Below are 26,702 nucleotides of genomic sequence, written 5' to 3' on the forward strand. Positions count from 1 at the left end.
TAAATAAGGCGGCTTCGTACTTCTAACTTTTTTTCTATTTTAGTGAGCTGAACAAAATTCCTTGCCCGATGAGAGGAGTTCTACTTACTAAAACCTATTTATGAACCTGAAAAAATTTCCGTTTTACAGGCAACTCGATCAAATGGACTGTGGCCCTACCTGCCTGCGGATGATAGCCCGGTATTACGGAAGGTCTTATTCTACCGATTTTTTAAGGCGTAAGGCGAATATCACCCGGGAGGGTGTGTCCCTGGGCGGGATAGCTGAAGCCGCTGAAAGTATCGGTTTTCATTCCCTGGCGGTAAGTATCGATTTTAAAACACTGGAAGAAGAAGTGCCCCTGCCCTGCATTGCGCATTGGCGGCAACGGCATTTTGTGGTGATCCATGCCATTAAAAAAGACAAGGTCTATGTGGCCGATCCTGCCCACGGGTTGGTAAAGTATGATAAAAAGGAGTTTGTCGCCGGATGGATGGGCAAGAATGCCGATATTGATAATGACGAAGGCTACCTGCTTTTACTGGAACCTACGCCCAATTTCTACGAAAATGACCAGGGAACCAAAAAAGAATACGGGTTTAGATTCCTGTTCTGGTATTTCAAGCCCTATAAAAAGCATCTGACGCAATTGTTCCTGGGGTTGGCCGTGGGAAGCTTGTTGCAACTTATATTTCCTTTTTTAACCCAGGCGGTAGTTGACTACGGTATTAATTATCAAAACCTGAATTTTGTTTATCTCATATTAGTTGCCCAGCTGACGTTATTCATTTCACAAACCTCCGTAGAGCTTATCCGGGGCTGGATATTGTTGCACGTCACCAGCAGGGTAAATATCAACCTGATCTCCGATTTCCTCATCAAGCTGATGCGGTTGCCCATTGCGTTTTTTGATTCCAAGAACACCGGGGATATCATTCAGCGTATCTACGACCATAACCGGATACAGAATTTTTTGTCGACCACCACACTTAATACATTGTTTTCGGCATTTAATGTGATTATTTTCGGTGTGGTGCTGGCTTATTATAACCTGGGGATATTTCTCGTTTTTCTTTTCGGTTCCATATTCTATATAGGGTGGACCCTGCTCTTTATGAAAAAACGGGCCGAACTGGATTACAAACGGTTCGACCAGTCTTCAGACAATCAGAGCAGTTTGTACCAGCTTATTTCCGGCATGCAGGAAATCAAGCTCAACGGTTCGGAAAGACGGCGACGGTGGGAGTGGGAAGCTATCCAGGTACGCCTGTTCAAGATTTCCATTAAAGGACTTTCGTTGTCCCAGACGCAAAACACCGGTGGTCGTTTTCTCAACGAATTGAAAAATATCCTGATTACATTTATAGCGGCAAAATCTGTGATTGAAGGCGATCTTACCCTGGGTATGATGCTCTCGGTACAATATATTATAGGGCAACTCAATCTTCCCATCAACAATTTTATCACCTTTATCCAGTCCGGGCAGGACGCCAAGATAAGCCTTGAAAGGCTGTCGGAAATTCATTCCAAGGAAGACGAGGAAGATCCTTTTGAAGATAATATAACGGCTTTACCCGATGACAAGAGTATTAAGTTTCAGGATGTCAGTTTCAGGTACGGCGGGGATTCCTCCCCTCTGGTGCTGGACAACCTCAATTTTGAGATCCCGGAGGGCAAGGTTACGGCCATAGTCGGTGCCAGCGGAAGCGGAAAAACCACTCTGGTGAAGCTGTTGCTCAAATTCTATGACCCTACCAAAGGAACCATCTTTGTGGGCAATGCCCGGTTGAAAAACCTGAACACCACCATGTGGCGGAAAGCATGTGGTTCCGTGATGCAGGACGGTTTCCTGTTCGGAGATACCATTGCCCGTAACATTACCGAATCCGATTCCGAAGGAATTATCAGCAAAGAACGGCTGGTGCATGCCGTAAGTGTGGCGAACATAGAGGATTTTATTGAAGAGCAACCATCAGGCTACAATACCAAGATCGGTTCGAGCGGCGTTAACATCAGTGGCGGGCAGCGACAGCGTATATTGATAGCCCGGTCAGTGTACAAAGACCCCAAATATATCTTTTTTGATGAAGCCACCAGTGCCCTCGATGCCAATAATGAAAAGGCCATTATGGAACACCTGGAAGAATTTTACAAGGGGAAGACCGCGGTTATAGTGGCTCACAGGCTCAGTACGGTAAAGAATGCCGACCAGATCATTGTGCTGGAAAAGGGAAAGATCATTGAACAGGGGACACACCGGGAACTGGCGAAGAAAAAAGGGGCCTATTTTACCCTGGTAAAAAATCAACTGGAATTGGGAGAATAAACCTACCGGATAAAAAATGAGCGATACCAAAGATAAAAAGAAGAAAATCGATCAACTCGACGAACGTTCCGACCAGGTGAAGGAAATTCTGGGAGAAGCACCCAGCTGGATGATCCGCTGGGGGACTACGTTAGTATTTATTATCGTATTGTTCATCATTGTGGGGAGTGCGTTGATACGTTATGACGATATTATCATGGCGCGTATAACCATCACAACCAAGACCCCTCCGGCCTATATACAGGCCAATAGTGCCGGGAAGTTGACTGAACTTTTTGTACAGGCAGACGAGTCTGTCCGGGAGAATGAGATCCTTGCGGAAATAGAAAATACCGCAGATCTCCGGGATGTTTACCATCTGAAAAAACAACTGGCAAATTTTACACCCCGTCTGATAGCACCAGATTCCATACAGAAAATATTTCCGCCCCATCTGAAACTGGGAAGTATCCGGCAGGCCTACACCAGTTTCGTTTCGCAATACCAGAGATATGTGCTTTTCAATACCCTCGAACCGAACAAAAACGAAGTTGTTGCCGCTACACAGCAAATCGAGGAACAGTATGAGTTGCTGGCCAAGCAACAAAACCAGCTGGAACTCTTTGCAGAGGAACTCGTGCTTTCGGAATCCGAATATGCCAGGAACAAGGCCTTGCTGGATAAAGGCGTGATTTCCCGATCGGAGTTTGATGCTATTTCAAGGAGTTATCTTGCCGACAAACAGCGGTATGAAAACCTGAAAAGTTCCGTATCCAATACACGTATAGCCATTGCTTCCCTGAGTGGCAGTAAAACGCAATCTACCATTACCGGGAAGGAACTGGGCTACAGTTACCGGCAGGAATTGCAGGGGAGCCTGGAAACCCTGAAGAACGAAATCCATAACTGGGAACTCACCTATATATTAAAAAGCCCCATGAAAGGCAAGGTGACCATGTTTGATATACGCCACAAATACCAGAATGTAAAGGCGGGCGATATTGTGTTTACCGTGGTGCCCGAAGAAAGGGATTCCCTGATAGGGCAGGTCACCATGCCGGTACAGAATTCCGGAAAGGTAAAGGTAGGGCAGGAGGTCATCATAAAACTGGACAACTATCCTTATGAAGAATGGGGGAGCCTTCGGGGGCAGATTGTCGATATTTCTGCGGTGCCAAAAAAGGGAGAGGCCATGTATTCCATCTATGTTAATGTAGGGAGCCTGGAAACCTCTTTTGACAAAAAACTCGAATTCCGCCAGGAAATGCAGGGCAATGCGGAAATTATTACGGAAGAACTCAGTATCCTGCAACGGATTTTTTATCAACTTAATAAAATATTTTCACGGAATTAGATCGTTTTGTTATTTTTTTGTTATCTTGGAAGACCAAATCTTAAAATTCAACAACCATGAAAAAAAGAAGTCTCAAATCACTTAAACTTAACAAAAAGACGATTTCCGGTTTCAATCCCGAAAAAATAAAAGGAGGGGACTGGCCCACTTATGGCTGTGGGGATTCCTGGCCACCGGCATGTTCTCAGGCAAGGCCGTGTATAGGTTAAAAAGGATCCTTAATTCCCCCGGTCCCGGGGGGATATTTTATTGTTTTATATTTTATTAGCGAAAACAGGAAAAAGAAAGAATGTGATTGGAGCTATCTGTTCTTTTCTGTCTGTTTTTTATCCTGTTGTTTTAAGCAAAACCATTTTTTATTGTGAAAAAAAGAAGCTTAAAGGCGTTAAAAATCAACAAACAAACCACTTCCAGTTTTGCTCCTGAGATGTTAAAAGGAGGAGGACCTACCAAAGGCAATGACAGTAACCGGGATATTTATGGCTGTGGAGATTCCTAACCTTCGGTCTGTTCTGCTGAGACGCCATGTGTCGGTTGAGAAGCTCTTTGTGTTTTACTTCGTACTTAACCGAGGTAAAAATGGAATGTGGAGGATAGAGGTCATCTAAATTCGCAGTTCTTTGTTCTCTACTCTATTTTCTGTATTAACTTTAAACAGATATGCATGAAAAAAAAGAACCTGAAGAATCTGGGATTAAAAAAAATGGTGGTTAGTCGTTTAAATTCGCGAACCGCCAATGAACTCCTTGGAGGAGCAACCAGAGCTGGGGGAACATGTGAAATCATGGGTCCTTCTGATGGCTCACCATGTTGGATTTGTACCAGGTAATGGTAATAGTGAGTTTTTTTATGGAAAAACTTACCTTAGATTAATCAGTTAAACTCTTTCTCAATCAATTTATTATGAAAAAAAGAAGCCTTAAATCACTTAAACTTAACAAAAAGACAATCTCCAGCTTTTCTCCCGAAAAATTAAAAGGAGGCGAAGACTGGACAAGTCCGGCCTGTACCGGATCCTGGCCTCCGGAATGTACCGTGGCAAGACCATGTGTAGGGTAAACGTGTTTTTTATGACACGGCATACAGTTAATTTTTTTATCCCGAATTCTAACAAATCATTACCATGAAAAAAAGAAGTTTAAAAACACTTAAATTAAACAAACAGACCATCTCCGACCTCAATTCGGAAAAAATCAAGGGCGGAGATTGGATAAGTTATGGCTGCGGCAAGACCTGGTGGCCGGTTTGTAACCCTGCTACAATGGAAAATTGCGCCCCTGCCACTGGCGACGGTAATTGCGGGGGGACTACTGGTGGCTGCCCGTAGACCTTACATTTTCTGAATTGAACATACGTAACCATCTCCGATCTCTCGATTGGAGGTGGTTTTGTTTTTAGTGTTAATTTTTAACAAAAAACGTGTATTTCTGTTTGATTTTTTTAACTTGGAAGATATTAACCAAAAACAACCGTAATTATGAAAAAAAAGAAACTTACCGGAAAACTTATCCTGAAAAAAGAAAGAATATCCAACCTTAATGCAATAAAGGGAGGGAACGAAACAGCCATAGGCTGTAATACGGATGAGTATGCCGACTGTGGCACCAACGATTGTGGTACGGGAGGATGTGGCACGGGTAATTGCGGCACAGATGGTTGTGTCACAGCATATAATTGCACAACCGATGCTCATCCGCTTACCGACCCCATTCATTGCAGAACATGTGGTCCTTGTGTATAAACAGGAATTTTTATCATACCTGTTTTCAAAGCTATATTTGATTTTTTTGAATATAGCTTTGTTGTTTTGTAATAAGATATACGTCCCTGCCATTTGTTTTCATTAATACCTACTAAAGAGAAACATGAAAAAAAAAGAACTTCTTCACCATAAACTTGCAGAAATAAGCGAGGTCCTCAGGGGAAAATACAAAGAAAGCGACCAGACCGGTGTTTTAGCCGGAACTTCCGGGATTGCCCTGTTCCAGTTCTACTATTCCAAATTCCTGGATACCGACGAATTTGCAGACACGGGAGTGGAAATACTTACCGATTGTATAGAACGCATAAATAACGGCTATGGTTTTCCAACCTATTGTTCCGGACTTGCAGGGACAGGCTGGGTAATTGACCACCTGGAACAACAGGATTTTATGGATGCCGGAGGGGACGAATTACTCGCCGAACTTGACAACTACCTGCACAATGTAATGGTTTCCGATATAAAAGAGGCTAACTACGATTTCCTGCACGGTGCGTTGGGTTACGGGTTTTATTTTTTAAAACGATATGAGAATACCACCTCTGTCCTGCAGAAAAAACAGTATGAAAATTACCTCTCTGAATTGATCACCCTTTTGAACGAATTGGCTGAAACCGATGGAAATAAGGTTAGGTGGTTGTCTGTGCTAGACAGGGAAACCGGAGAAAAAGGCTATAACCTGAGTTTGTCTCACGGGATGTCCAGCATTGTAAATTTTTTGGCACGGCTCCGCAAACACGATATTTTCAGAAATCAAACAGACTCCATGTTGAAAGGAGGGATTGCATATATTTTAAGTCATAAGAGTGATGATAACAATTCAGCCTCCCTCTTCCCCAGTTGGGTACAGAATGAAGGAGACGATGGCAGGGCAAGCCGCCTGGCCTGGTGTTACGGGGACCTGGGAGTGGGCGTTTCCCTGTGGCAGGCTGCAAAGAGCCTGGATGATAAAGAACTGGGAAATACCGCAGTGGAAACTCTCCGGCATGCGGCCCGAAGGACTTCTCCCGAAAGCAGTATGGTCAGGGATGCCGGCGTTTGCCACGGCTCTTTCGGCAATGCACAGATATTTAATCGTATGCATGCCGAAACCGGAGAAGAAGCATTCCGTAAAGCGGCAGCCTTCTGGATAAAAGACGGATTGGAAAAAGCAGTCCACAAAGATGGTTATGCCGGTTATAAACAATGGAAAGGGATGGATGCCGAATGGTGTGGTGAATTGGCGCTTCTGGAAGGTATTGCAGGTATAGGGTTGAGTATTATCAGTTACCTTTCCGGAGATAATTCATGGGACGAGTGTTTGATGATCGGGTAGAATATTGCAATATTATAACATAAATAACTGACTATCAGTTTTTGTAATTACTGTGAGTAAAAATATTTAAAAAAGCAATGAAATGAAAAACAGTAATCTTAAGGAGTATATCAGAAGGGGATTTGGTGTTTTGCTTATAATATATTGTGTGTCGCCTCTTTTGGCGCAGAAGCAACAGCAAATTGACAACCTGACTGCCTTTGCCAAGGTTTACGGTTACGTAAAATATTTTCACCCCAGTGACGAAGCCTATACCATGAACTGGGATGATTTTGCGATTTACGGGGCGGAACAGGTGGAAAAATGTAAATCGAAGAAAGAATTGATGGCTACACTCAGGAAACTCTTTAAACCTGTAGCACCTTCAATTAATTTTTATGAAGATAAAGCCAGGTTCAAGTTTAATATGGATCAAATTACTCCAAGGGATTTAAAGGGATATGAGTTAACGTATTGGCAACACAAAGGTGTTGGTTTTAATATGTATGTTCATTATGAAAATTCCCCTTATCATAGTGTCAGGGTGAACGGTATGATGAATGTTAGGGAAGCTGATCAATACGGAAAATTAAACATGACGATTGATGCAGAACAATACCGGGGAAAGGAAATAAAATATACCGCCTGGGTTAAAATGAAGGAAGGGATCAGGGGAACCGGTCATCTGAGATTACAGGTAATTGATTCGGACGGGGCAACTTCTTTTCATGATGGAATGTTGAAACGACCTGTAAAGGATAACGAATGGAAACAATATGAAATAATCGGTAAGGTAGATTCGTCTGCAACAACCATTGTATTGGGTGGGGCACTGAAAGGAAAAGGACAGATGTTCCTGGATGAGGCCAGATTGTCTTATAAAGAAGGTGAGGTATGGTTGGATATCCCAGTTAAAGACAACAGCTTTGAAGCTTTGGTCTTAACTTCGACAGCAAATAATAGGGGGCAATGGAGTTATAAAGGGAATGGCTATGATTTTGATATTTCCAAGGAAGAATATCAGAAAGGGAAAAAATCAGCAGTAATAACATTCACTAATAAAGTGGAGCAGGAAAAAGGAAAGCAAATATTTGATTATAAACCGGAATTTGGAGAATTGACAGAAAAACGGATAGGTAAAGGCATGTTCTGCAGTATCCCGCTTGTCCTGTACCGTAATGATAATGGTACCTATCCCGCTGCTGATAAAAAGGAGACGGAACGGCTTATACAGGATACGGAAAATGTGAGTTTACAACCGGAAACACTGGCTTTCCGGTTGGGGAACATCATAAACACATACAATGTATTCAGGCATTTTTATCCATATTTTGATGAAATAGATGTGAATTGGGATAAAGAATTGGAAAAAGCACTGTTGCGATGCTATACCGATAAAACTGAAAATGACCACCTGATAACCCTGCAGAAATTTACCGCACCCCTTAGGGACGGGCATATTAATATTTCGGGTGGATCTCTTGGAAATTATCTGCCGCCGATTCTATGGGAATGGATAGAGGAAAGACTGGTGATAACCGATGTGACGGAGGAGGGGGTTCCTCTAAAAGCAGGAGATATAGTGACACAAATCGACGGACTGGATGCCGGGGAATATTTTGAGGAGATAAATTCAAGGATATCGGCCGGAACCAAAGGCTGGCGGGATTATGTAGCCGCTTATCTGAGCCTGGAAGGAAAAAAGGATTCTAAAATGGTGATTACGGTAAATGACCGGGATATAGCACTTGTACGGAAAAGCACTTATCACAAAAAAGGCCCTCAGTCTACAGCCTGGAAGCCGGAATACAAATACATAAATGACAGTGTTATTTACCTGAACATTACTAAAATAAAGATGGAGAGCATTAACAGGTTGATGCCTGAACTGGAAAAAATGAAATCTATTATATGTGATTTAAGGGGATACCCCAATCGTAATCATAAATTTATATCTCATCTTTTAAAAGTAAACGACACCGCAAAATCTTGGATGCGGATACCTGAAATAGTCTATCCAGATCAACAGCACTTGGTAGGATATTGGGGGAATGAACCATTTCTTAAACGCAAAAAACCTTATTTAGGAGACAAGCAAATTATTTTTATCATTAATGGGGAGGCTATAAGTTATGCAGAAACATATATGTGTCTTATTGAGGGGTATAAATTAGCTACCATTATTGGACAACCAACAGCTGGAACAGACGGTAATTACAATCTTTTTAAACTGCCAGGAGGATATGGTGTAAAGTGGACAGGAATGAAAATGGTGAAACTCGATGGCTCACAACTACATGCGGTAGGTATTATTCCGGATATTTATGTCAATAAGACTATAGAAGGTGTCAAAGCAGGAAAGGACGAATTATTGGAAAAGGCTATTGATATGACAAGCGGGCATAACAGTTCGAAATAGAGATATTCATCAAGTATTAACCTGCTAAAGAAAAAGATGTTTTTTTAGTACCTTAACGCACCCAACCCAAAATCCGAACAATGAACAAAAACCCGTATAACTACTTCTCCAATTATGTTTTGAGAGCTCCGCTGCTCTCAGTAGATTTTTATAAAAACCTCACCCGGGATAAAGATATCACAGACAGGAAATTAAGGGAACTGTTCGAAAACCCTTTGATAAAGGAAGCGGTTTTCCTGGCATCCCCCCCTTTGTACGAAGAGCTGGAACGCTGGGCAGAAGGGGAGGTCACAGATCAGAAAAAGACGGAAAAACTAAAGCATTCCTTTCTCAAATACCTCTCGCGGATGTCGTCGCGCTGTACGCCTTTCGGACTTTTTGCCGGATGTTGTGTGGGGCAGCTCGGGGAAGAGACCAGATTAAAACTCGAGGGGGCTCAAAACAATCGCCGTCACACACGTCTCGATATGAACTACCTGGTGGCTCTTTCACAGGATCTGGTAAAGAATAAAAATATCCGGGAGCAGCTGCTTTTCTATCCGAATTCCAGTATATACCGTGCCGGGGAGCAATTGCGGTATGTTGAATACAAGTACGCCAACAGCAAACGGCACCATCACATTGTAGCCGTGGATGACTCTGAATACCTTTCCGGGATACTGGAAAAAGCATCTCGGGGTGCTTTACTGAAAGACCTTGCCCAAACCCTGGTTGATGAAGAGATCACTTATGAAGAAGCTGCGGGGTTCCTGGAAGAACTGGTGGACAACCAGCTACTCATCAGTGAACTGGAACCTTCGGTTTCCGGACCGGAATTTCTGGAGCAGATACGGGGAGTATTGAAGAAACTGGAAGGTACTGGAAAGATACTGGACATTCTGAACCGGGCAGGTGCCGGAATAAAGGAACTGGATCAGAAAACAGGAAATCTTCCCGAAGCATATATCGAACTCAGTGAATTTTTAAAACAACTGGAAACCGGGTTCGAATTAAAATTCCTTTTTCAGACCGACATGATCCTGGAAGCCGAAAAAAACACCCTGGACAAGTCTGTTGCGGATGATGTAAAGAAGGGGATCGCTTTTTTGAATAAGATAACTCTGCCTCCGAAAAGTACAATACTGGACCAGTTCAAAACTGCCTTTTACGAACGCTTTGAAGAACGGGAAGTCCCTCTTTCCAGGGCATTGGATGTGGAAATGGGCATAGGCTACAAACAAGACCAGGGTGCGGGTGATGTAAGCCCGCTCGTAGATGATATCGTGCTTCCCGGAAAGAAACCCAAACACGAAGTTTCCGAAGTAATGTGGAGCCCCGTACATGACATACTCCGGAAAAAACTGGTCCGGGCCCTGGTTGAAAATGCGTATTGCATAAATCTGGACGATGAAGATTTTAAGGAATTTGAAGAAAACTGGGAAGATCTGCCCGATACCGTCTCTACCATGGTGGAAATCGTGGAAGAAGATGGTTGTACGAAAATCCGGATGGGAAGCGCCGGAGGCTCCAGTGCTGCCAACCTGCTCGGGCGTTTTTGCCACGGAGATGAAAAGCTGGATGCCCATACTCGCGAGATTGTCGGTACGGAAACCAGGGTTAACAGTGACAAAGTGCTGGCGGAAATTGTCCATCTGCCGGAATCCAGGGTGGGCAATATACTGATGCGTCCTGCGCTCCGTGGTTATGAAATCCCTTACCTGGCCAAGTCCGTATTGCCGGAAGAGGGGCAGTTGCCTATAGAGGACCTTCGCATTTCCGTAAAATACGGAAGAAACATCCGCCTGAGGTCGGAAAAACTGAATAAAGAAGTCGTTCCGCACCTTACCAATGCCCATAATTATTCTTCCAATTCCCTGCCTATTTACCATTTTCTCTGTGATATGCAGACCCAGGGACTTCGGGGAGGCGTGGGACTCAACCTTGGTCCCTTTGCAGGGGAATATACGTTTATTCCGCGGATAGCATACGGTAATCTTATTCTTTCGGAAGCTACATGGAACCTGAAAAAAGAAGATATCGAGCCTTTGAAAAAACGGATAAAGGACGATGATAAACCGGAAGAAGCGATCGAGACCTTCAGAAAAGAACGGAAAATCCCGCAATACGTGATGCTTGCCGATGGCGATAACGAATTATTGATTAACTTTAAGAACCTCACTTCCGTAAGAATGCTCCTGGATACCGTAAAAAAACGGCAGGGTTTTAAACTCACCGAGTTCTTCTTTGGTAAGAACGGGGTTGTTAAAGATAGAGACGGTGCATACTACGCCAACCAGGTCGTATTGTCTTTTTATAACAGTGAAAAATTAAAGAATGAACGATAAACCTACACAACGCAATTTTATTCTCGGTGATAGCTGGTTGTTCTACAAAATATATACGGGCCCCAAAACCTCGGATACCATTCTCACGGAAGCCATCCGGCCCGTTGCCTTACAGTTGATACGGGAAAAAGTAATAGACAAATGGTTTTTTATGCGTTATTCCGATCCGAAACACCATCTCAGGGTTCGTTTTCATTTTAACGCACCGGATACTATTGGCACAATTATCAATCGCCTGTTACCTGCTTTCAGGGATTTTACGGATAAAGATCTGATATGGAAGATCCAGGCCGATACCTACAAACGGGAACTCGAACGCTACGGGCACAATACGATGGAACTTGCGGAAACCCTGTTTTTTCACGACAGTACCATGATAACGGAGTTCCTGGACATGATAGAAGGCGATGAAGGTGAAGAACTAAGATGGTTGTTTTCATTGAGGGCAATGGATTCGCTTCTCGACAGTTTCCTGTACACAGAAGAAGAAAAACTCGCCCTGCTGGAACGGTTAAAGACGGGATTCGGTGAAGAATTCGGAATGAGCAGACCGCTAAAAAAGCAGCTGGATGACAAATATCGTAAATACAGGGCTAAAATAGATGCGTTCATGGTCTTTCAGGCCGGGGACAATCCGGATTATGGCCCGATACTGGAAGTATTGGAACGAAAAAAACGTAACATAACACCCGTGGCAAATGCTGTTTTAAAGCACCGGGATGAAAAAACACTGGAAGTGCCGCTGAACGATCTTATGGGGAGTTACATCCACATGCTGATGAACCGCCTCTTCAGATCCAGGAACCGCATGCACGAAATGGTGTGTTATGATTTCCTGTACAGGTATTACAGATCGGCCATTGCGAGAAAAAAGAAAGGGAAGAACGCGATCGGTAATCGTAAGGAAATTGTAAAAAGCCAGGGAGGATAACAAATTCCTGCGGACTTATTTTTTTACATTTTTAGCCCCTTCGATAACCTTGGCCTTTAATCCTTCTTTGTAAACCAGTACTTTGTCCAGCACACATTTATCGCCGCTTCCGATGATCTGGGCGGCTAGTATCCCGGCATTTTTGGCCCCGTTCAATGCTACGGTGGCCACGGGGACTCCTCCCGGCATCTGCAGGATGGACAATACGGAATCCCAGCCGTCTATGGAATTACTGCTTTTTACCGGAACCCCGATAACCGGGAGCGGCGACAGCGAAGCTATCATTCCCGGAAGGTGTGCAGCTCCCCCGGCACCGGCAATGATCACTGAAATTCCGCGATCGTGCGCATTTTTACCGAAGTCGAACATTTTTTCCGGTGTCCGGTGTGCCGACACGATATCGACTTCCACCTCAATGTCAAACCCTTTCAGAATATCTATGGCGTCCTGCATAACGGGCAGGTCGCTGGTGCTTCCCATAATAACGGCTACTTTGCTCATTTTGTTCGGTTTTTTGAACTCCGGCTTCCTGTCATCTCGAGTGTAGTCGAGAGGTCGTGGAGTCGCTGGATTTTATTGTATTATTTTCTTCTTATAACAGTCTTAACAGACCACCTTAATGGTATTCTTCACCTTCTCCGCAATTTCCCTTGCCTTGTCGATGTCCTTGTTCACAATGGTCACATGCCCCATTTTACGAAACGGCCGGGTTTCCTTTTTGCCGTAAATATGCGGGGTTACCCCGTCCATTTTCATAATAGCTTCTATATTACGGTATATTACTTTCCCCGTATAACCTTCTGCCCCGGTAAGGTTTACCATGATACCGCCAACCTTACTGTCAGCAAGTCCCAGTGGTAATCCCAGTATGGCCCGAAGATGTTGTTCAAACTGGTTGGTGTAGCTGGCTTCTATGCTATAGTGTCCGCTGTTGTGCGGGCGGGGGGCCACTTCATTTACAAGGATGTCATCATCTTGCGTCCGGAACATTTCCACGGCCAATAGGCCTACGTGGCGGAACGCTTCGGATACTTTCAGGGCAGTTTGCCGGGCCTTTTCTGCCACAGTTTCATCTATTCTCGCCGGGCAGATCACATATTCCACCTGGTTCGCCGTGGGATGGAATTCCATTTCCACCACAGGGTAAGTGGATACTTCCCCCTTGGTGTTCCGGGCCACAATCACTGCCAGTTCGTTTTTAAACGGGATCATTTCCTCGGTAATGCATTCCACATCGGGCAGGTTGTCCAGATCGGTATGTGAGCGGATGACTTTCACCCCTTTTCCGTCATAACCGAATTGTGCGCTTTTCCAGACGAAGGGAAAGTCGATACTTTCATTTTCCAGTGCCGTACGGATTTCACTGGTATATGCATATCTCCTGAACACGGCCGTAGGGATATTGTGATCTGTGTAAAAGAGCTTCTGCCTGGCCTTGTTCTGAATGGTCCTCAATGTGGCGGGAGAAGGGAAAACCTTTATGCCTTCTTCTTCCAGTTTCTCCAGGGCATCAACATTTACATTTTCAATCTCGAAGGTGAGGACGTCCACTTTTTTCCCGAATTCATAAACGGTATCGTAATCCATAAGATCTCCCGTATAGAATGCATTACAGGCAATCCTGCAGGGAGCTTCCCTGCTGGGGTCGAGGACACAGGTATAAATATCGTATTTCCTGGTTTCGTACAACAACATTTTTCCGAGCTGTCCGCCGCCGAGTATTCCCAGTTTGAAATCGGAAGAAAAGTAATCCATGTATTTTGCGTTTGTATTTACCTCCGCAAAAATAATTATTTATACCGACTACTAAGGTTTTAACTTACCGAATTAAGCAAAGTGGCCAATCCGCCCCGCAAGCTCAGGACCTTTGCAGCAGGGTATTCCCGCAAAAACCACTGTGCGGCCTGCCTGCTCCTCACACCGCTCTGGCAGTAAAAGACAATGGTTTGATGGGTGGGGATGATATCGCAAAGCGATTCCAGTTGGTCCAAAGGAATATGGAGGTCCGGACTATCCGGCGGAAGCATATCCATACGGGAACTTTCCCTTTCCGAAGAAGTACGGACATCAACGACAGTTGTGTTTTTCAGATCGGAATTTATAAAGTCTTCAGAAGTAATTTCATCCATCACACCTTCATCACGGATACAGGCATATTCAACGTCGTTGAGGGCGTCCGGTATTTCCTGAACATTCTTACTGAATTTCAGTGTCTGGGTCTGCATGGTGAGGCAATCTATCGTCAGGAGTTTTCCGCTCAATACCTGTCCTATGCCGCAAACCATCTTGATCACCTCATTGGCCTGCATGGCACCGATAATGCCGGGCAGTACACCGAGTACCCCTATTTCCGCACAGTTCGGGGAAGCCCCGGGAGGTGGCGGAGTGGGGAAGAGACACCTGTATGTAGGGCCGTCCTGATAATTGAATACGGAAACCTGTCCTTCGAATTTGTAAATGGAACCGAAAACCACAGGTTTGTTACACATAACAGCGGCATCGTTGACGAGGTACCGTGTGGGAAAATTATCTGACCCGTCCACGATAATATCATATGAGGAAAACAGTTCCAGGGCATTTTCTCTGGTCAGCGCTTCGGGATATGCCGTTATTTGTATGTGCGGATTCAGTTTTTTCAGTTTTTCTGCTGCAATTACGGCCTTGTTCTGTCCGATATCGTCAGTAGAAAACAATACCTGCCGGTGAAGGTTGGACACCTCTACCTTATCATGATCTATAATACCTGTATTTCCCGTTCCGGCAGCGATGAGATAAGGAAGTATGGCAGAGCCCAGTCCGCCTGCACCGATGACCAGGACCCTGGCGTTTTTGAGTTTTGCCTGTCCGCTTTCCCCGATCTCGCTTAGTATGAGTTGCCGGTGGTATTGTGCGTTTTCTCCTTTAGATAACATGACGACTCTTTTTTAGTAGTATAAAGGTACAACGAATAAAGTATTTCGGATAAGGCAGTATTAGAAAATCGTGTATCCGACAATTACAGATAAACTTTTGTAATTTGAATCCCAGTATACATAATTCAGAATACTTCTGGATTGGTACCTCAATTCCAGGCTGTATTTATTGTTATACTTGTAACCGAGTCCCAGGGCCAGATGAGTATTTGATTTGGTTTCCAGGGTCCTGTAAATGGAAGAGTCATCAGACCGGGTAAAATCTATGGATGAATCGAGATCTGCATTGAATACCACAGAAAGATTGGCAAATAGTTTTGAGTTGTCGTCAAGAAAAAAATAATGCCGTACCGACAGGGGTATTTCAATCGATTTGTAATCCACACTTGTGGTAAGTTTACCCCCGGATACATTGTCGGCATCGATCGTTTTTTCTGACTTGTAATATTGATAAGTGGGCTCAATCAACACACTCCATTTGTTTTTGTTAAAGGGTAGAACAAATTCGCCTTCCAAACCGAACCTGAATCCCGGTTCATTGTCAAAATCGGTTTTTCTTCCACTTGATTGATTTCTGTCTATACTTAAGGAAGAGAATTTAAGGCCGGGCCTGAGGGTGAGATGGAACATCCTCTTGTTGTTCTTTTTGTAACTTACGAATTCCGAATGGGTACACGAATTATATTTCGTAAATAAATTAATCAGGGAATTTTTTCTGTATTCGAGTGTCTCCACTTTCCTCATGGTAATGGCATCGCATTTTAGTGACTGCCAGAGTTGTTGTTTGTACTGAATGTTTTCCCCTATTTTGTTTTCAGCGGCAAGATATTTTTTATAAACCAATTGCCGGATTTCATCTAAAGTATCTGTCTTAAAGAAGTAACATCTCAGGTTTCCGTTTTCATAATGGTATAAGCTGGCCTTACCTTCGATCAACACTTTTAAAAAAAGCTGTTCTTCTTGGAACTCCGGGGCTTTGTTACTACTTAATGAACCGATTCTTTCGTCTGATTTGTCAATTTTGACCGTCGCCCTGATAAATTTAGAGATCCCCGATACGCCAAACTCCTTTACGGATGCCATAGTTCCGGCCTTTGGGGAATCGGTTTCGGTTAGTTTATACTGAAATTCAGTCGGGTTGTTTTTCCAGTCGATATTTTTAATCAGGCACTCCGTTTTTTGTCCGGAATTATCAATAAAATATCCCTTTTCAAAAGATATTTGTGCATAGGATTTTACACTTAAGATTGTAGTCAGAAGGAAAAACAGTTTTTTTGTCATGCATTTAATTTTGTGCCACTGGGGTTTTTGCTTTTGGGTTAAGGCAATGGCAGGGGGAAACCATCTTTATTGGCGGATTAATAAATTTCATCAAACATACTAAAAAAGATAATATGGGAAACAGAAACCATTACTTTGATGTTTCCCTGCCTCACAAAATATCAATACCCCTTTTCCCAGTCTTTCCAAACCACTTCATAGCCTTTCCTGCGAATCATTCCGGCTATTTCCTCAGTAGTTCGCTCATCACAAATCTCGAACTGTTCCAGGGATTTCGGGTCTACGACATAGCCTCCGGGATTGGTTTTGGATTCTGCGCTTATGGAATTAACACCCAGCTTTATCATGTTATCCCGGAAGGCCATACTTTCCCTTGTGGAGAGTGAAAGTTCCACATCCTCATCCAGCAGCCGATAGGCAAAGATCAATTGTGCGAGGTCTGTATCCGTCATGACCACCTTGGGTTCCAGACCGCCGGAATGGGGGCGTAGCCTCGGGAAGGAAATGGAATACCGGGTTTTCCAGTATTTTTTTTGCAGGTACCTGAGGTGAAGTGCCGTGAAAAAACTGTCGGTTCGCCAGTCTTCCAGTCCGAAAAGCGCCCCGAGCCCTGTTTTATGGATCTCAGCCTGTCCGAGGCGATCGGGAGTGTGCAGGCGGTATTTGAAATTTGATTTTTTCCCTTTGGGATGATGTATCTTGTAGCATTCCTCGTGATAGGTTTCCTGATAGACCAGAACAGCGTAAAGCCCCTCGGCAATAAGCGCATTGTATTCTTCGGTTTCAAGGGGTTGTACTTCAATACTGATATTGGAAAAATAAGGACGGATAAGTTTAATGGCATTTTTTAAATAAGAGACACCCACGGTCCGGTTGGCTTCGCCCGTAACCAATAGAATATGATCGTATCCCTTTTGTTTGAGAAAATCGGCTTCCCGGAGAATTTCATTGTTGGTAAGTGTTCGCCGGGGTATCTTGTTGGTCAGGCTGAAACCGCAGTACGTACAGATATTCTGGCATTCGTTGGAAAGGTACATCGGGGCGTACATCTGTATGGTTTTACCAAACCGTTGTCGGGTAATACGCATACTTTCCCGGGCCATTTGTTCGAGGAAAGGTTTTGCTGCCGGCGAAATAAGTGCTTTGAAATCTTCCAGAGAGCGTTTTTTACAGCTCAATGCACGGTAAACGTCCGATGTTGTTTTTTCATAGATGCTTGTCCTGATCCCGTCCCAGTCGTATTTCCGGAAGACGGGGTAGAAGCCTTCTCCTGTTGCTTGTTCGTAAGTTCCTGTATTTTTTTGCTGAAACAGTACAGACATGGTTTTTGGTTTTTATTGATTTTCCGAAAGAAAAGAGGTAAGTGGGCTGCTCGCTTCTGCTCCGGTCTTAACAGGCGCCAGCCTTGCGGTGTAGGCTGTCCTTCCCGCCCTTACAGCCAGTTTGAAGGCTTCGGCCATGGCTATGGGGTTGTCAGATACTGCAATGGCCGTATTGACCAGCACGGCATCGGCACCCATCTCCATCGCTGCGGCTGCATGAGAAGGACTTCCGATTCCCGCGTCAACAATAACGGGTACACTACTTTGCTCGACAATGATCTCCAGGAAGTCCAGTGTCTTTAATCCCTTGTTGCTGCCTATGGGCGCGCCAAGCGGCATGACACACTGGGCCCCGACCTCTTCCAGGCGTTTGCACAATACCGGGTCGGCGTGGATGTAGGGCATCACGACAAATCCCAGTTTCACCAGTTTTTCCGTAGCCAGCAGGGTTTCTACCGGGTCCGGGAGGAGGTATTTAGGGTCGGGATGGATTTCCAGTTTTATCCAGTTTGTTTCGAGGGCTTCCCTGGCCAGTTGGGCTGCAAATACGGCCTCTTTTGCGGTGCGTACGCCGGAGGTGTTGGGCAGTAACCTTATTCCGGTTTTTTGAAGTGCGGTGTGAATGTCTTCTGTCTGATCTTCCGGGTTGACCCTTTTCAGGGCAACGGTGGCCAGTTCGCTTCCGGAAGCCAGTACAGCTTTATTCATAAGACTGGCAGAACTGAATTTCCCGGTACCGATAAAAAGCCGGGAGGTAAATTCCGTTCCTGCTATGGTCAGAGTGTTGCTTTGCATATTTCTGTGTTTTTAAAAAAATGTTGTATTTCTGTGATCGTTGCTTTCAGATCTGTGCGCCCGGGGGCAGATAACAACCCGGAAACAGCTATTCCCTGTATGCCGGTGTCCAGTATCGGAGCGATGTCTTCTCTTGTAATGCCTCCGATAGCCACCAGGGGGATATTGATATTTCTCTGCTGAAGTTGTTGTACAATACGTAGATAGCCTTCGAGACCAAGTACCGGGCTGAGGTTTTTTTTGGTGGAAGTAAAACGGTAGGGCCCCAAACCGATATAATCTGCTCCGGAATTGGTCTGGAGTTCAATATCTTCTATGGTGTTTGCTGTTGCTCCCACGATAAAACCGGGGCCGAGGATGTTTTTAGCTTCCCCGGTGGGAAGGTCGTTTTTTCCGAGATGGACTCCGTCTGCTCCCACGGCCTTGGCTGTAGATACGTAATCGTCAATAATGAGTCTGGCCCCGTACTGCCGGCATATCTTCAGTGCCTTTTTTGCCGTGTCAAAAACCTCCCTTTCATGACGGTTCTTAATACGGAGTTGTATCCACCTTCCTCCTGCGGTACATACCCTTCGGATGTTGTTAAGATGTTCTTCCGGGGTCATTCCCCGGGAGATATATTGAAATTCCATTCCCTTCAGTTTATTTCTGCCGGGGGAATTTTTAAGATAGTTATAGGTGTATTCTTTGGCCTGTTTGCAGGCAACTTCCAATGTGTATCCGCGGGCGAGGTATGCTCCTATAGCAGAGGAGAGGACGCAGCCGCTTCCGTGCCTGTCCGTATCCAGGATTTTTTCCGGATGAAAAACGACCGGAGACGAACCTTTCCTGTACAATATATCTGTTCCCTTCCTGTCGTTACGATGTCCGCCTTTAAGGAGTAGGTGACAGCGAGCAGTAATTTCTGCTATTGCCTTTTCCACATCGCTGTTTTCAGACAAAGCCCGGATTTCATCGTAATTGGGAGTTATCAGGTAACAATGGTCGAGTATCCTGTAAAGATCCCGCAGCTTTAATTTTTTATGAAAAACATAGCCACCGCCCGATTTCAATACCGGGTCCCAGATGATCCTGACATCAGGTTTTTTATCGCGCAGAACGCGAATGATCTCTGTTATTACCTCCGTATTTTCTATGATCCCGATCTTTACTGTCCCGATAGGGTAATGTTCCATGAGCAGTTCTACCTGTTCCGTAATGAGTTGTACATCAACCCATCTGCATTTTTTCAAAACCCGATCGCTCTGTACGGTCAGGGCGGTACATGTACTTAATCCGCTGACATTCAAATTTTCTGTTGTCTTTATGTCTGCCAGAATCCCTGCTCCGCCGCAGGGATCAAGTCCTGCTATCGTTAACATATAAGGTGTTGCCATTATTTCTGTCTTTTTAATTCCTTAAAAGCATCCTCAGGATCTTTGTTTTTCCATATATAGCCCAACAGGGCAGCTCCGGCAAATCCCTGTTCTTTTAATTGCGGGATATGCCGGGGGGTAATTCCGCCCAGAGCGATTACCGGAAAAGGCAGCTTTTCTCCCGAAAGGTTAAAAGCTTGCCCTTTGTACCCTTTTTTGCTGATACTGTCAAAAACCGGACTGAGAAAGGCATAATCGAAAAGCCCCGTACTATAAGACCTTATATCCGAAACGGAGTGAAAGGAGGCGCTCACGACAAATCCTTTTTCCCTGTAAGTCGACACCTGCCTGTATAAACCTTCTCCGTAATTTCTCCGGACCTTTTCCGGAAGATGAACCCCTTTGAGGCGGAATTCTCCCGTCACATCGAAATGCTGATGGGTCATGACCCGGTCGTGGTATATTTCGGGAATATGACCCAGTAACCGGGCCAGGGCTGCTGAGGTGATTCCGGGTTTCCGGAGGTGCAGTGTTTCCAGTCCGTTTTCGAACATCCGGATAATGCAAGGGATTTCATCCGGAGGGGATTGGGATTCCGGTGCTGTGATTACGATGTATTCCGGTGCCGGCATTTAATCTGTTTTAAACCGTCAAAACCTGAATGTTCCCTAAAAAGGCGGGTTTACAGGTATATTTCACTTCCTTTTTCGGTAAATTCCCTGGCTTTTTCCTGCATGCCCTGGTCTATTTCATTTTTTTCAAGGTCTCTTATTTCCTGTGATATTTTCATGGAGCAGAACTTGGGTCCGCACATGGAACAGAAATGGGCGACCTTGGCACCTTCGGCGGGCAGGGTCTCATCGTGGAATGCCCGTGCTGTGTCGGGATCGAGTGACAGGTTGAACTGGTCTTCCCAGCGGAACTCGAATCTCGCTTTGCTCAGGGCATCATCGCGATATTGTGCTCCCGGATGTCCTTTGGCGAGGTCGGCTGCGTGGGCTGCAATCTTGTAGGTGATCACCCCTGTTTTTACATCCTCCCTGTTGGGTAGTCCCAGGTGTTCCTTGGGGGTAACATAACACAGCATGGCCGTACCGTACCATCCGATCATGGCCGCACCGATACCGGAGGTGATATGATCGTAGCCCGGAGCAATATCGGTGGTGAGCGGGCCGAGGGTGTAAAAAGGGGCTTCCCCGCAGGCATCGAGTTGCTTGTCCATGTTCTCCTTGATCATGTGCATGGGCACGTGTCCCGGTCCTTCTATAATAGTTTGTACGTCGTGTTTCCAGGCTATTTTGGTCAGTTCGCCCAGGGTTTCCAGTTCGGCAAACTGTGCCTGGTCATTGGCATCGGCAAGGCTGCCCGGGCGGAGACCGTCGCCCAGGGAAAAGGAAACATCATAGGCTTTCATGATCTCACATATTTCCTCGAAGTGTGTATATAAAAAACTCTCTTTATGATGTGCCAGGCACCATTTGGCCATGATGGACCCTCCGCGGGATACAATACCGGTCACCCGTTTTGCGGTCATCGGTATATAACGCAACAGCACCCCGGCGTGGATAGTAAAATAGTCCACTCCCTGTTCTGCCTGTTCAATAAGGGTGTCCCGGAAAATATCCCAGGTGAGGTCTTCGGCGACGCCGTTCACTTTTTCGAGGGCCTGGTAGATGGGGACGGTTCCTATGGGGACGGGCGCATTGCGAAGTATCCACTCCCGGGTTTCGTGAATGTTTTTTCCCGTAGAAAGGTCCATGATGGTATCGGCTCCCCAGCGGCAGGCCCAGACGGCTTTTTCTACCTCCTCTTCAATATTGGAGGTGACGGCGGAATTGCCGATGTTGGCATTTATCTTAACCAGAAAGTTCCGCCCTATGATCATGGGTTCACTTTCAGGGTGATTGATATTGTTGGGGATCACCGCTCTTCCCCGGGCCACTTCGTCCCTTACAAATTCCGGCGTAATGGCTTTGGGTATAGCGGCTCCCCAGCTGTTTCCGGGATGTTGTTCGGAGAGTTGGCGGACTTCATGGAGTTTTTGGTTTTCACGAATGGCTATAAATTCCATTTCGGGGGTAATGATCCCCTTTTTGGCATAGTGCATTTGCGTGACGTTCTGTCCGGAGCGGGCGCGGAGCGGCTTCCTGATGTGCGGAAACCGGAAGGGCTCCAGTTTTTTATTGTTCAGCCTTTCGTTGGAATATTCGGAACTGAACACAGATAATTGCTTTACATCATTCCGTGATGCGATCCATTGGCTGCGTATGGGAGGAATGCCTTTTTCCACATGGATATCCGTAGATGGATCTGTAAATGGCCCGCTGGTGTCGTATACGGTCAGAGGAGGATTTTTTTCGAGTTCTCCTGTCAGCGAGTTTTTGGTAGTATCCAATGAGATTTCCCGCATGGGCACCCGGATGTCCGGATAGAGGGTTCCAGGGACGTATATTTTCCTGGAATTCGGTAGCGGATCCCGGGAGATCACTTGTTTGTCGGGGGTTTTGTCTTTTTTCATAGGGATTGTTTTATGGGTTTGTGTTAAGATTAAAGGTGGATTACGGTACTATCCGCCTTGTGTAGCTTGTATGATGAGGATGTCCTGCCGATTGGTAAGTGTGTAATCAGACCATTGATTTTGCGGGATGATTTCCCTGTCCGTTTCCCTTCCCGTGAAGGGGGGAGTACTGTCGGAAAAGGAGTTTACGGCAATAGCGATACCTTTTTGAGAGATATTCATTTGCCGGATAAGATCCTTGATGGTGCTTTGTGCGGCCATGGAGACGGCCTTGTCGTTGACATTTACCGTGATTGTTTCCATAATTATTGTTTTTAAACTTTATGGAACAATAGGAAATGCTTGTAACAGGTAAGAATATGTGAAATCGAAATCCGGAAAACAGATTTCTTTTCAAAAATACAATACTCGCCTTTTCCCTTCGCCGGTATTATCCGGATCAGGTTCAGAGGGTGTTTCTCAGCCTTATTCCCAAGCCTTATGATGTTCATTTGGCTTCAGGTTATAAAGCACCCCTAAAGTTCGCTGTTACAAATGTACATAAAATTTACGGGGATATTAAAATGGAAAGACAGGGATTTATAGCACTATACTATAAGGTATGAACAATGGCCCGGATGTATATTATGAGAACCTCTCCCTCTTGTTTAAAAAACTTTACTTTATAACGATCTCATATTCAGCGTGGAGGGAAAAATATTAAAATTTCGTATAAAAAATGTTGTAAAAGTAAGATAAAGGGTTCTATATTTGCACCCGCTTAGCGGGAGAATGCGTGGAGAGATTGGGGAGCGAGTTCATTGAGAGGAAAAGTTTTGAAGAAAAGTTTTGCGGGAATCAAAAAGAGTTATTATTTTTGCAGCCGCTTAACCGGAAAGGCTAAGTTTAGCGAGGGTATACTGAGGTGTATTTTTGCTTTGGACAAAGAAAAGATAAGTTCGTTGAAATATTGTTGACAGCACTTTTTTTTCATTCTACGGAATGGGAAGTAAAGGAAGATTTAAGCAAGATTGTTTTGAGTAAGATTTACGGATTAAGGACTTTTTAGAGTTTAGACGTATAAATAATTTAAACGATGAAGAGTTTGATCCTGGCTCAGGATGAACGCTAGCGGCAGGCCTAACACATGCAAGTCGAGGGGTAGAGTTTAGCTTGCTAAACTTGAGACCGGCGCACGGGTGCGTAACGCGTATGCAATCTGCCTTATGCAGGGGGATAGCCCGAAGAAATTTGGATTAATACCCCATGGTATTTAGAGGTGGCATCATTTTTAAATTAAAACTACGGTGGCATAAGATGAGCATGCGTCCCATTAGCTAGTTGGTATGGTAACGGCATACCAAGGCTACGATGGGTAGGGGTCCTGAGAGGGAGATCCCCCACACTGGTACTGAGACACGGACCAGACTCCTACGGGAGGCAGCAGTGAGGAATATTGGACAATGGTCGGGAGACTGATCCAGCCATGCCGCGTGCAGGAAGACTGCCCTATGGGTTGTAAACTGCTTTTGTACAAGAAGAATAAGACTTACGTGTAAGTTGATGACGGTATTGTACGAATAAGCACCGGCTAACTCCGTGCCAGCAGCCGCGGTAATACGGAGGGTGCAAGCGTTATCCGGAATCATTGGGTTTAAAGGGTCCGTAGGCGGGCTGTTAAGTCAGGGGTGAAAGTTTGCCGCTCAACGGTAAAATAGCCTTTGATACTGGCGGTCTTGAATATGTGTGAAGTAATTAGAATATGTAGTGTAGCGGTGAAATGCATAGATATTACATAGAATACCGATTGCGAAGGCAGGTTACTAACACATCATTGACGCTGATGGACGAAAGCGTGGGTAGCGAACAGGATTAGATACCCTGGTAGTCCACGCCGTAAACGATGGATACTAGCTGTTGGGATTTCGGTCTCAGTGGTTAAGCGAAAGTGATAAGTATCCCACCTGGGGAGTACGTTCGCAAGAATGAAACTCAAAGGAATTGACGGGGGCCCGCACAAGCGGTGGAGCATGTGGTTTAATTCGATGATACGCGAGGAACCTTACCAAGGCTTAAATGTGGATTGACGTATTTGGAAACAAGTATTTCTTCGGACAATTCACAAGGTGCTGCATGGTTGTCGTCAGCTCGTGCCGTGAGGTGTCAGGTTAAGTCCTATAACGAGCGCAACCCCTGTGGTTAGTTACCAGCGAGTAAGGTCGGGGACTCTAGCCAGACTGCCGGTGCAAACCGCGAGGAAGGTGGGGATGACGTCAAATCATCACGGCCCTTACGTCTTGGGCTACACACGTGCTACAATGGTCGGTACAGCGAGCAGCGACTGCGCGAGCAGGAGCGAATCTAAAAAACCGATCACAGTTCGGATCGCAGTCTGCAACTCGACTGCGTGAAGCTGGAATCGCTAGTAATCGGATATCAGCCATGATCCGGTGAATACGTTCCCGGGCCTTGTACACACCGCCCGTCAAGCCATGGAAGCCGGGGGTACCTGAAGTCGGTGACCGCAAGGAGCTGCCTAGGGTAAGACCGGTAACTGGGGCTAAGTCGTAACAAGGTAGCCGTACCGGAAGGTGCGGCTGGAACACCTCCTTTCTAGAGCAAACGCTCAAGAGGTCTTTAAGAGGTATTGCGAAAGGGATGATCTTGCTTAAAGCTGTCAATAAACAAAGATTAGCGGTTAAAGGTTTGGAGTTGGCACTATAAGAATCAGTGCTATAAAAAGAACCGGAGGCCAAAGGAGACAGTCTCGTAGCTCAGCTGGTTAGAGCGCTACACTGATAATGTAGAGGTCGGCAGTTCGAGCCTGCCCGAGACTACAAGTCGAGGGGAGGTGAGAAGCTTGTCCTGAGTTTACCGAGGGGAGCCTGCCCGGGACTACGGGAAGTATGAGGTTGGAAGTACGAAGTACAAATGGTGCAGGGGATGCTATGTAGCGTCTTAAAAACAAAAAAAGTTCATTTGATATCGTATTTAAGGAAATTCTGGAAGTTGGGAATTCAACATTCGTAATTCTGAGTTCAACATTCGGGATTTGCAATGGGGAATTAGCTCAGCTGGCTAGAGCGCCTGCCTTGCACGCAGGAGGTCATCGGTTCGACTCCGATATTCTCCACGTAGTGGTGAAAGCGAAAGGAGAAGTTTACCCTGAGTTTATCGAAGGGACTCCGATATTCTCCACAGGGCAATGCCCTGAGATGATCCATTTCAGGGATAGTGGTAAGAGGGTTACTGATGATTTTCGTCAGTGGCGACTCGCCACTGCCATAAGGTCTTTGACATATTGAGATAAAGCAAATACGAGCGAGATGCGACAATGTACGGAGGTACAGTGTTGGATCTTGTTTTAAAAAAAAGTAAAGAGCAAATTAGAAGTTGGATTTAAGGAATTAGATCTGACCAAAAGGTATCATAAGTTACGTAAGGGCGTATGGGGGATGCCTAGGCTCTCAGAGGCGAAGAAGGACGTGATAAGCTGCGAAAATCTGCGGGGATCGGCACATACGAAATGATCCGCAGGTATCCGAATGGGGCAACCCACTATACTGAAGGTATAGTACACCGCAAGGTGAGCGAACGCGGGGAACTGAAACATCTAAGTACCCGTAGGAGCAGAAAACAATAGTGATTCCGCAAGTAGTGGCGAGCGAACGCGGAGCAGCCCAAACCGATGTTGTTACGGCAATATCGGGGTAATAGGACTGCGATCTTGGTTGTATGCTGAACTGGAATCCTTTGGAAAGAGGAGCCATAGAGGGTGATAGCCCCGTATAGGAAAGGTCATATAAACCATAGCAGTATCCTGAGTAGCGCGGGGCACGAGAAACCCAGCGTGAATTCGGCGGGACCATCCGCTAAGGCTAAATACTCCTGAGAGACCGATAGTGAACCAGTACCGTGAGGGAAAGGTGAAAAGAACCCTGAATAAGGGAGTGAAACAGATCCTGAAACCATACGCTTACAAGCGGTCGGAGCCCCGATATCTATCGGGGTGACGGCGTGCCTTTTGCATAATGAGCCTACGAGTTACTGTTGCCAGCGAGGTTAAGTGATGTAGTCACGGAGCCGTAGCGAAAGCGAGTCTGAACAGGGCGCGGTTCATTCCTTGGGAATGACATACAGTTGGCAGAAGTAGACGCGAAACCGTGTGATCT

21 protein-coding genes, 2 tRNA genes, 2 rRNA genes and 1 riboswitch (1 of these 26 only partly in view) are annotated in these 26,702 nt (G+C 45.3%); of the genes, 15 read left to right on the forward strand and 10 right to left on the reverse strand.

Annotated elements, in window-relative coordinates; translation table 11 throughout:
- The first annotated feature begins 100 nt into the window (after positions 1–100).
- From LS482_RS12230 to LS482_RS12280, 11 genes are all read left to right on the forward strand, one after another.
- The gene (locus LS482_RS12230) at positions 101–2,305 is read left to right on the forward strand and encodes a peptidase domain-containing ABC transporter (RefSeq protein ID WP_233027810.1); all 2,205 of its coding nucleotides are present in this window, start codon (positions 101–103) and stop codon (positions 2,303–2,305) included.
- Positions 2,306–2,321: 16 nt separating this feature from the next.
- Complete coding sequence (locus LS482_RS12235; RefSeq protein ID WP_233027811.1) at positions 2,322–3,638, forward strand: HlyD family secretion protein; 1,317 nt, start codon at positions 2,322–2,324, stop codon at positions 3,636–3,638.
- 56 nt (positions 3,639–3,694) lie between these two features.
- A complete protein-coding gene (locus LS482_RS12240) occupies positions 3,695–3,847 on the forward strand; it encodes a hypothetical protein (RefSeq protein ID WP_233027812.1) in 153 nt (50 codons plus the stop codon).
- A gap of 152 nt (positions 3,848–3,999) precedes the next feature.
- Positions 4,000–4,137, forward strand: coding sequence for a hypothetical protein (locus tag LS482_RS12245; protein WP_233027813.1), 138 nt, complete (start codon positions 4,000–4,002; stop codon positions 4,135–4,137).
- A gap of 404 nt (positions 4,138–4,541) precedes the next feature.
- Positions 4,542–4,697 carry a hypothetical protein gene (locus tag LS482_RS12250; RefSeq protein ID WP_233027814.1) on the forward strand — a complete coding sequence of 52 codons (156 nt, stop codon included), beginning with the start codon at positions 4,542–4,544 and terminating at the stop codon, positions 4,695–4,697.
- 64 nt (positions 4,698–4,761) lie between these two features.
- Positions 4,762–4,965 (forward strand): hypothetical protein, encoded by a 204-nt coding sequence (locus tag LS482_RS12255; protein WP_233027815.1) that lies wholly within the window; start codon positions 4,762–4,764, stop codon positions 4,963–4,965.
- A gap of 150 nt (positions 4,966–5,115) precedes the next feature.
- Positions 5,116–5,379, forward strand: a complete 264-nt coding sequence (locus LS482_RS12260; protein ID WP_233027816.1) for a hypothetical protein — start codon at positions 5,116–5,118, stop codon at positions 5,377–5,379.
- 124 nt (positions 5,380–5,503) lie between these two features.
- Positions 5,504–6,715, forward strand: a complete 1,212-nt coding sequence (locus LS482_RS12265) for a lanthionine synthetase C family protein (protein WP_233027817.1) — start codon at positions 5,504–5,506, stop codon at positions 6,713–6,715.
- An 82-nt stretch (positions 6,716–6,797) separates the two neighbouring features.
- On the forward strand, positions 6,798–9,113 hold the full coding sequence (locus tag LS482_RS12270) for a S41 family peptidase (protein ID WP_233027818.1): 2,316 nt from the start codon (positions 6,798–6,800) through the stop codon (positions 9,111–9,113).
- A gap of 80 nt (positions 9,114–9,193) precedes the next feature.
- Complete coding sequence (locus tag LS482_RS12275; protein ID WP_233027819.1) at positions 9,194–11,437, forward strand: lantibiotic dehydratase family protein; 2,244 nt, start codon at positions 9,194–9,196, stop codon at positions 11,435–11,437.
- Complete coding sequence (locus LS482_RS12280) at positions 11,427–12,368, forward strand: thiopeptide-type bacteriocin biosynthesis protein (RefSeq protein ID WP_233027820.1); 942 nt, start codon at positions 11,427–11,429, stop codon at positions 12,366–12,368. Before LS482_RS12275 ends, LS482_RS12280 begins: the two co-directional genes overlap by 11 nt.
- Positions 12,369–12,383: 15 nt before the next feature.
- On the opposite strand, the gene purE is transcribed toward LS482_RS12280, so the two are convergent.
- The 10 genes from purE to thiS form a co-directional block, all read right to left on the reverse strand.
- Positions 12,384–12,869 (reverse strand): 5-(carboxyamino)imidazole ribonucleotide mutase, encoded by a 486-nt coding sequence (gene purE, locus LS482_RS12285; protein WP_233027821.1) that lies wholly within the window; start codon positions 12,867–12,869, stop codon positions 12,384–12,386.
- A 102-nt stretch (positions 12,870–12,971) separates the two neighbouring features.
- Positions 12,972–14,123, reverse strand: a complete 1,152-nt coding sequence (locus tag LS482_RS12290; RefSeq protein ID WP_233027822.1) for a 5-(carboxyamino)imidazole ribonucleotide synthase — start codon at positions 14,121–14,123, stop codon at positions 12,972–12,974.
- A 59-nt stretch (positions 14,124–14,182) separates the two neighbouring features.
- A complete protein-coding gene (gene moeB / locus LS482_RS12295; protein ID WP_233027823.1) occupies positions 14,183–15,280 on the reverse strand; it encodes a HesA/MoeB/ThiF family protein in 1,098 nt (365 codons plus the stop codon).
- 60 nt (positions 15,281–15,340) lie between these two features.
- Entirely contained in the window at positions 15,341–16,561 is a 1,221-nt protein-coding gene (locus LS482_RS12300; protein WP_233027824.1) for a porin family protein, read from the reverse strand.
- Between the two features lie 161 nt (positions 16,562–16,722).
- Positions 16,723–17,883: a 2-iminoacetate synthase ThiH gene (gene thiH / locus LS482_RS12305; RefSeq protein ID WP_233027825.1), complete on the reverse strand. Its 1,161-nt coding sequence runs from the start codon at positions 17,881–17,883 to the stop codon at positions 16,723–16,725.
- Positions 17,884–17,895: 12 nt separating this feature from the next.
- The gene (locus tag LS482_RS12310; protein WP_233027826.1) at positions 17,896–18,678 is read right to left on the reverse strand and encodes a thiazole synthase; all 783 of its coding nucleotides are present in this window, start codon (positions 18,676–18,678) and stop codon (positions 17,896–17,898) included.
- Positions 18,660–20,054 (reverse strand): thiamine phosphate synthase, encoded by a 1,395-nt coding sequence (locus LS482_RS12315; protein ID WP_233027827.1) that lies wholly within the window; start codon positions 20,052–20,054, stop codon positions 18,660–18,662. Before LS482_RS12315 ends, LS482_RS12310 begins: the two co-directional genes overlap by 19 nt.
- Positions 20,054–20,665 (reverse strand): thiamine phosphate synthase, encoded by a 612-nt coding sequence (locus LS482_RS12320; protein ID WP_233027828.1) that lies wholly within the window; start codon positions 20,663–20,665, stop codon positions 20,054–20,056. Before LS482_RS12320 ends, LS482_RS12315 begins: the two co-directional genes overlap by 1 nt.
- A gap of 50 nt (positions 20,666–20,715) precedes the next feature.
- Complete coding sequence (gene thiC / locus LS482_RS12325) at positions 20,716–22,551, reverse strand: phosphomethylpyrimidine synthase ThiC (RefSeq protein WP_233027829.1); 1,836 nt, start codon at positions 22,549–22,551, stop codon at positions 20,716–20,718.
- 48 nt (positions 22,552–22,599) lie between these two features.
- Positions 22,600–22,854 carry a sulfur carrier protein ThiS gene (gene thiS / locus LS482_RS12330; RefSeq protein ID WP_233027830.1) on the reverse strand — a complete coding sequence of 85 codons (255 nt, stop codon included), beginning with the start codon at positions 22,852–22,854 and terminating at the stop codon, positions 22,600–22,602.
- Between the two features lie 96 nt (positions 22,855–22,950).
- A riboswitch (TPP riboswitch) is annotated at positions 22,951–23,078 on the reverse strand.
- Between the two features lie 545 nt (positions 23,079–23,623).
- Between thiS and LS482_RS12335 the strand changes: the two genes are divergently transcribed.
- The 4 genes from LS482_RS12335 to LS482_RS12350 all read left to right on the forward strand — a co-directional run.
- Positions 23,624–25,143 (forward strand): 16S ribosomal RNA (locus tag LS482_RS12335).
- Between the two features lie 150 nt (positions 25,144–25,293).
- Positions 25,294–25,367, forward strand: a tRNA-Ile gene (locus tag LS482_RS12340).
- 222 nt (positions 25,368–25,589) lie between these two features.
- Positions 25,590–25,663, forward strand: a tRNA-Ala gene (locus LS482_RS12345).
- Positions 25,664–25,957: 294 nt separating this feature from the next.
- Positions 25,958–26,702 (forward strand): 23S ribosomal RNA (locus LS482_RS12350) (it continues 2,112 nt past the right edge of the window).
- Together the 16S and 23S rRNA genes with 2 tRNA genes alongside form the textbook arrangement of a ribosomal RNA operon.

This window comes from Sinomicrobium kalidii (assembly GCF_021183825.1).
Classification (GTDB): Bacteria; Bacteroidota; Bacteroidia; order Flavobacteriales; family Flavobacteriaceae; genus Sinomicrobium; species Sinomicrobium kalidii.

Bases quoted from the DNA above. Each gene is read 5' to 3' on its own strand.
- LS482_RS12230 (WP_233027810.1), top strand. From the start codon at position 101: ATGAACCTGAAAAAATTTCCGTTTTACAGGCAACTCGATCAAATGGAC.
- LS482_RS12235 (WP_233027811.1), top strand. From the start codon at position 2,322: ATGAGCGATACCAAAGATAAAAAGAAGAAAATCGATCAACTCGACGAA.
- LS482_RS12240 (WP_233027812.1), top strand. From the start codon at position 3,695: ATGAAAAAAAGAAGTCTCAAATCACTTAAACTTAACAAAAAGACGATT.
- LS482_RS12250 (WP_233027814.1), top strand. From the start codon at position 4,542: ATGAAAAAAAGAAGCCTTAAATCACTTAAACTTAACAAAAAGACAATC.
- LS482_RS12255 (WP_233027815.1), top strand. From the start codon at position 4,762: ATGAAAAAAAGAAGTTTAAAAACACTTAAATTAAACAAACAGACCATC.
- LS482_RS12260 (WP_233027816.1), top strand. From the start codon at position 5,116: ATGAAAAAAAAGAAACTTACCGGAAAACTTATCCTGAAAAAAGAAAGA.
- LS482_RS12265 (WP_233027817.1), top strand. From the start codon at position 5,504: ATGAAAAAAAAAGAACTTCTTCACCATAAACTTGCAGAAATAAGCGAG.
- LS482_RS12270 (WP_233027818.1), top strand. From the start codon at position 6,798: ATGAAAAACAGTAATCTTAAGGAGTATATCAGAAGGGGATTTGGTGTT.
- LS482_RS12275 (WP_233027819.1), top strand. From the start codon at position 9,194: ATGAACAAAAACCCGTATAACTACTTCTCCAATTATGTTTTGAGAGCT.
- LS482_RS12280 (WP_233027820.1), top strand. From the start codon at position 11,427: ATGAACGATAAACCTACACAACGCAATTTTATTCTCGGTGATAGCTGG.
- purE (WP_233027821.1), bottom strand. From the start codon at position 12,869: ATGAGCAAAGTAGCCGTTATTATGGGAAGCACCAGCGACCTGCCCGTT.
- LS482_RS12290 (WP_233027822.1), bottom strand. From the start codon at position 14,123: ATGGATTACTTTTCTTCCGATTTCAAACTGGGAATACTCGGCGGCGGA.
- moeB (WP_233027823.1), bottom strand. From the start codon at position 15,280: ATGTTATCTAAAGGAGAAAACGCACAATACCACCGGCAACTCATACTA.
- LS482_RS12300 (WP_233027824.1), bottom strand. From the start codon at position 16,561: ATGACAAAAAAACTGTTTTTCCTTCTGACTACAATCTTAAGTGTAAAA.
- thiH (WP_233027825.1), bottom strand. From the start codon at position 17,883: ATGTCTGTACTGTTTCAGCAAAAAAATACAGGAACTTACGAACAAGCA.
- LS482_RS12310 (WP_233027826.1), bottom strand. From the start codon at position 18,678: ATGCAAAGCAACACTCTGACCATAGCAGGAACGGAATTTACCTCCCGG.
- LS482_RS12315 (WP_233027827.1), bottom strand. From the start codon at position 20,054: ATGGCAACACCTTATATGTTAACGATAGCAGGACTTGATCCCTGCGGC.
- LS482_RS12320 (WP_233027828.1), bottom strand. From the start codon at position 20,665: ATGCCGGCACCGGAATACATCGTAATCACAGCACCGGAATCCCAATCC.
- thiC (WP_233027829.1), bottom strand. From the start codon at position 22,551: ATGAAAAAAGACAAAACCCCCGACAAACAAGTGATCTCCCGGGATCCG.
- thiS (WP_233027830.1), bottom strand. From the start codon at position 22,854: ATGGAAACAATCACGGTAAATGTCAACGACAAGGCCGTCTCCATGGCC.